Origin of the sequence: Hydrogenimonas sp., from assembly GCF_029933015.1 — a bacterium.
Classification (GTDB): Bacteria; Campylobacterota; Campylobacteria; order Campylobacterales; family Hydrogenimonadaceae; genus Hydrogenimonas.
In genome coordinates, this window is record NZ_JAOZOZ010000014.1 from 17105 (window position 1) to 22631 (window position 5527).

4 protein-coding genes are annotated in these 5527 nt (G+C 55.2%); 1 reads left to right on the forward strand and 3 read right to left on the reverse strand.

Annotation, left to right across the window (positions count from 1 at the left end; translation table 11 throughout):
* Positions 1–99: 99 nt before the first annotated feature.
* From glyS to Q1K23_RS02095, 3 genes are all read right to left on the reverse strand, one after another.
* Entirely contained in the window at positions 100–2148 is a 2049-nt protein-coding gene (glyS, locus tag Q1K23_RS02085) for a glycine--tRNA ligase subunit beta (protein ID WP_300361795.1), read from the reverse strand.
* Positions 2149–2343: 195 nt separating this feature from the next.
* The gene (locus Q1K23_RS02090) at positions 2344–3258 is read right to left on the reverse strand and encodes a hypothetical protein (protein ID WP_300361798.1); all 915 of its coding nucleotides are present in this window, start codon (positions 3256–3258) and stop codon (positions 2344–2346) included.
* 46 nt (positions 3259–3304) lie between these two features.
* Positions 3305–4177, reverse strand: a complete 873-nt coding sequence (locus Q1K23_RS02095; RefSeq protein ID WP_300361800.1) for a hypothetical protein — start codon at positions 4175–4177, stop codon at positions 3305–3307.
* Between the two features lie 141 nt (positions 4178–4318).
* On the opposite strand from Q1K23_RS02095, the gene Q1K23_RS02100 reads away from it, so the two are divergent.
* Positions 4319–5527: glutamate decarboxylase (locus Q1K23_RS02100; RefSeq protein WP_300361801.1), on the forward strand; the 1209-nt coding region annotated here is incomplete at its 3' end.

Here is a 5527-nt window from a genome sequence, read left to right on the forward strand (position 1 = left end):
TTTTCAGCCAGAAAGCGGTGGAGATTCCGGCGATTCCCGCGCCGATGACGATCGTATCGTAGGAGAAACTACCCACTACTCACTTCCCACTACCCACTTTCAAACCGAAATTTCCTTGATGTCGGCGATCTCTCTGAAAGCCCTGTAGACGCTGCCTACCAGATTTCGGCGGTTTCGTCTGAGGTTCTCGTCCTCGGCGTTGACCATGACATTGTCGAAGAAGCGGTCGAGCTGCGGTTTCAGCGAAAAGAGCGCATCGAGCCGTGTTTCGTAGTCGGGGTACTCTCTGCCCGTCACCTCCTGGAAGGCTTGCCAGAGAGTTTTCTCCTCCTCTTTTTCGAAAAGGGAGGGGTCGACCGTCAGGTCCCCTTCGAGATCGAGATCCTTGCTGATGTTGGCGACACGTTTGAAGGTGGTGAAGACCGTCTTGAACTCGTCGCTGTCGGTGATGTTTCTGAGCGCTTCGACCTTCCTGACGATTTCGCAGATATCCCGCTCGCCGCTGGCCAGTACCGCCGTGACGATGGAGGGGTTGGCATCCAGCGCCTTGTAGAAACGCTCGTCGAAGAAGGCTTCCAGAAGTGCCGTGTCGAAAGGTGCGTACTCTCCCTTGAAACGGTCGATCATGGCCGTAATGTCGAACGGGATCCCGAAGTGGGTGACGATGCGGACGATGCCGGCCGCGGCACGGCGCAGGGCGAAAGGATCCCTCGAACCGGTGGGAATCTTTCCGACCGAAAAGAGCGCCATCAGATTGTCGAGTTTGTAGGCCAGGGCGACGAGCGCCGCGAAGAGATTCTCCGGCAGTTCGCTCTCCTCCCCTTCGGGCAGGTACTGGTCCCGAATGGCGACGGCCACCAGGTCGTCCTCTCCCTGGGCTTTGGCGTAGTAGTAGCCCATGATGCCCTGCAGTTCGGTGAATTCGTAGACCATTTCACTCAGCAGATCGGCTTTGGCCAGGAGCGACGCGCGCTCCGCGAGGGCTTTGATCTCGCCCCGCTCTCTCCCTGTCTCATCCTCCAGAAGATCGGCGTACAGATCGGCCAGTCCCGTGGCGATTTCGCTCTCGCGCACACTCTTGTCGAACATCGTTCCCAGTCCGTCCATGAAGACGATGTTTTTGAGGCCTTCGGGATCGAGCCCCCTTTTCAGATCGTTTTCGTAGAAAAACATCGCGTCCGCCAGACGTGGCTTGAGGACCCGCTCGTTGCCGGCGATCACCTGGGAGAAGTCGTCGGTCTTGGCGTTGGAGACGACGACGAAAGCGTTGTGCAACACCCCGTCTTTGAAGACCGGAAAGTAGCGCTGATGCTCCTTCATGCTGGTCATGATCACTTCGGGCGGCAGTTTCAGGAAACTCTCATCGAAACCTCCCATCAGCGGTGTCGGATACTCGGTGATGGCGACAACCTCGTCCATCAGCTCGTCGTCGCGACCCACTTCGACACCGTTTTCCGCCTCGATCTTTTCGAAACCCTCGAGGATTCTCTCACGCCGCCTGTCGGCGAAAAGCTCCACCCCACCCTCTTTCAGAACATCGAAGTAGGCTTTCGGAGAATCCACGGCGACCGGATCGAAACTCACCTGACGGTGCACACGGGTCGTGTTGCCGCTCTTTACGCCGTAAAGTTCGAGGGGCACACCCTTTTCGCCCAGCATCGCCACGATCCATCGCACCGGACGGATGAACTCCTCCTTGCGGTCGCCCCAGCGCATCATCTTGCCAAAACGCATCGAAGCGAGCCAGGTTTTGAGCATCTCTTCCAAAAGCGCCTCCACCGGCTCGCCGGGAATGCTCTTTTTGTAGTAGAGCACCTCTTTGCCGCCCTTCTCTCCCCGGCCGATCTCGCTCAATGGCACGCCGCACTTCTGGGCGAAACTCTCCGCCGCGCGGGTCGGTTCGCCATCTTTGAAGGCGATCTGCACCGGCGGACCGAACATCTCCTCCTCGCTGTCGGGCTGTTTGACGGGAAACTCCGGATGCCACAGCACCAGCCGGCGAGGCGTGTAGGAGAATTCGAACTCCGTCAAAAGGCGATTGGCTTCGAGTATCTTCGCCCATGATCTTTCGATATCGTCGAGAATTTTCAGCAGTGGTATGGCGGGAAGCTCTTCCACACCGATTTCGATAAGCAGAGGTTGCGTCATGTTTTGACCTTCCATAGGATTGAAAGTTAGAATAACTGGCGTTTCGCAAAAACTTCATTTTGGTGAACAAATTGACGCGATTTTAGCGAAAAGGGGCTTACAGAAAGGTTTATTGGGGGAGTCGTACCATCCCCGGGGAGACGATGCCTCGATGGAGTCGAAACACCGTTCCCAAAAATATGCGGTGATCTATGTTCAGAAGATCGGTTTGTGGGACCACGCCGGTGACGGCAGGATCGGAATGATGAAAACACGAAACTGCCAGTCGTTGTGGATCGCGTCCGGTCCATGTTTGGCGTAGTAGTAGATCTCCGCTCCCACTTTGACGGGAAGTCTGCCCAATTTGACGATCGTGTCTCCACCTCCTCCCACCGGCAGCAGGTAGTCGTTGGTTACCCAGTTGTACTGCATGTTGGGAGCCATGCCAATGTAAGTCTCTTCGTTGATACGGTATCGCAGTACGTATTGCACATCCGTCAAACTCACATGCCGCCTGTCGCTGTCGCCCGAATACGCGACCCAGTGCTGGGCTATGGCCCCGACGATCCAACGGTCGCTGAAATAGAAGGCCACCCCCATCGGTCCCGCCGCGTTTTTGCCGGTGCCGAACTGGTCGCGGCTGGCTGTATCGAACATTGTCGTGATTCCCGCACCCCAGACGAATGGCGGTGAAGCCCCTTCGTTGCTCGTCAGTGCCGCCCAAAATCCCACATCGCCCATGCCGCCGTGGTAATCGGTCCCCGTGATCCGCCAGTTGTCAGGGTTTCCGATATCTCCAGGATCCAGCGTCGCACCGTTGTATTTCAGATTGTCCATGTTCCGGTAGGGAAGTTTCGCGCCAAAGAGCGGCAGCCACGGTCTGAAAACCAGTTTCGTGCTTTCGGTCAGCTGCATCGGCATGATCGGCATCATCGTAAAGCGGTCGATTCTCAGTTTGTCGGCACCATTCACATCTCCGTCCATCTGTATATAATCGTACTGTGTCGCCAGCATCCAGAGATAACTGAGTGGATTTGCCGCCATCTTCGCGATCTGGGCTTTGCTGAGCTGTTGCGTCTCTTTTTTCGTCTCATCGGCCTGTAATGGCATCGTAATCAACATACCTGTCATCAAAGCGGAAAAAATTCCTTTTCGATATCTCATGTTTTTATCCTCTTTATAAGTTTTGGTCAGTATCCATCTGTTTCTCGTTCTCTTTAAGCTGCAGATTGGAGATATATGCCCCAAGAAAGAAGCAGATGGCTCCCAGGAGTGTAAAGACGATGGAGAGATGACCGTTTGCCTCTTCTCCCGTCAGTGGGCTGATCCAAGCGTAAATAGCCGAAATCTGGAAAAAGATCGACCCGAGAATGTTGGACCAAACCGCCCACCAGGCCAAAGATCGGAAGGGCTTGACAAAATCGTCGCGATAGATCTCGATCCAGGCGAAAAACGAGGATATCATGAAGAGTACCGATCCCATCATATTGGGTGCCCAGATAAATAGATGCTTCCCTATCGCCGATTCGGCCCCATGCCAGGCGTCGAAGGTGTTGATATTAAATAATATGGTGCCGATAAACTGGCTTCCGGCAGCCATGAAACCGGCACTCTGTAAACCCCGGGCCCACCATCGCCAGCTCTTTTTCTTCGCCGACCATCCCACCCGCGTGGCGATATTGGCATTGATCGCTTGGAGCAGTTGACCATAAGCGGCAGTGGTAAAAAAGATGGAACCGATGAAATATACCAGGTTGATCGTGTCGGCCGTGTACCGCTGGCTCCAGAGGAGGATCATGAGGCTGCCGGCCGTGAAAAAGAGCGAACCGATCATAAAAAGTGTGCCCACCCACCATGTCAGAAGCTCGGGACGGACGATGAAAAGCAGAGCCAGTCGCTCCGAAGGTCTGTGAATCCCTCCCCTCTCGTCGAAACGCAACGGATGCAGGCCATGACGTAGTCGCCAACTGCTTATCAGATAACGCTTTCCGTCGGCGCTTCGTTCAGCCATTTGCGTAATGAACGGTCCGATACGGCCGATCACTTCCATACTCTTTTTCATACCTTACCTGTATATGCGATTTCTCTAATTATGATCATATCATGTCGCAGAGTAAAACAACATTAATGAGTTTTTGAGTGCTATTTATGGAAAATGATGTCATAATGGTAGAAAATCAAGGAGACCGACATGATTTACAAAAAAAAGAAGATGGACGAAATCTTGCCGTCCGAACGCGTTTTCAGCCCTGTATTCGGAGCACGTGATCTGATGAAGCCGGCTCCCAAATATACCCTTCCGGTAGAGGGAATGCCCCCTCGCAACGCCTATCAGCTGGTCCACGACGAATTGATGCTCGACGGCAACTCCCGCCTCAACCTCGCCACCTTCGTCACTACCTGGATGGAGCCAGAAGCGGTTCAGCTCATGAGCGAAACTTTCGACAAGAATATGATCGACAAGGACGAGTATCCCCAGACAGCGGAAATCGAGATGCGGTGTGTCAACATCATCGCCGATCTTTTCAATGCCCAGAGCGAAGAAGGGGAAGACGCCTGCGGCTGTTCGACGATCGGATCGAGCGAAGCGGCGATGCTCTGCGGCATGGCGATGAAGTGGAACTGGCGCAAGAAACGCCAGGCCCAAGGCAAAGATACCAGCCGGCCAAACTTCGTCACGGGCGCCGATGTGCAGGTGTGCTGGGAGAAATTCGCCGTCTACTGGGACATCGAGCTGCGCCACGCGCCGATGAAAAAGGAGAACGGTTACCGGGTGGCGATGGAGGATCTCGTGGAGCTCTGCGACGAGAACACGATCGGCGTGCTGGGCATTCTGGGCACCACCTACACGGGCGAGTACCAGGATATCAAGAAGCTCGACCGGCTGATGGAGGAGTACAACGCAAAGACCGGATACGACATCCCGATCCATGTGGACGCGGCCAGTGGCGGTTTCGTCGCCCCCTTCCTCAACCCCGAACTGGAGTGGGATTTCCGCCTCAAATGGGTCAAGTCGATCAACGTCTCGGGACACAAGTTCGGCCTGGTGGCCCCCGGCGTCGGCTGGGCGCTCTGGCGGGACTGGAGCTATCTGCCCGAAGAGCTGATCTTCCACGTCAGCTACCTGGGCGGCGACATGCCCACCTTCGCGCTGAACTTTTCGCGTCCCGGTTCGCAGGTGATCGCGCAGTACTACAACTTCCTGCGGCTTGGCTTTGAAGGGTACTACAACATCCACCGCGCCTGTCTGGATGTCGTGTTGAAACTCAAGGAGCTCGTGGAAGAGTCGGAACTGGGGGAAGTGGTGCTCGAAGACATCAAAATGCCGCTGCTCGCTTTCAAGCCCAAAGAGGAGAAGGCCGACTTCACCGTCTACGACATCTCCGACCGGCTACGCCGC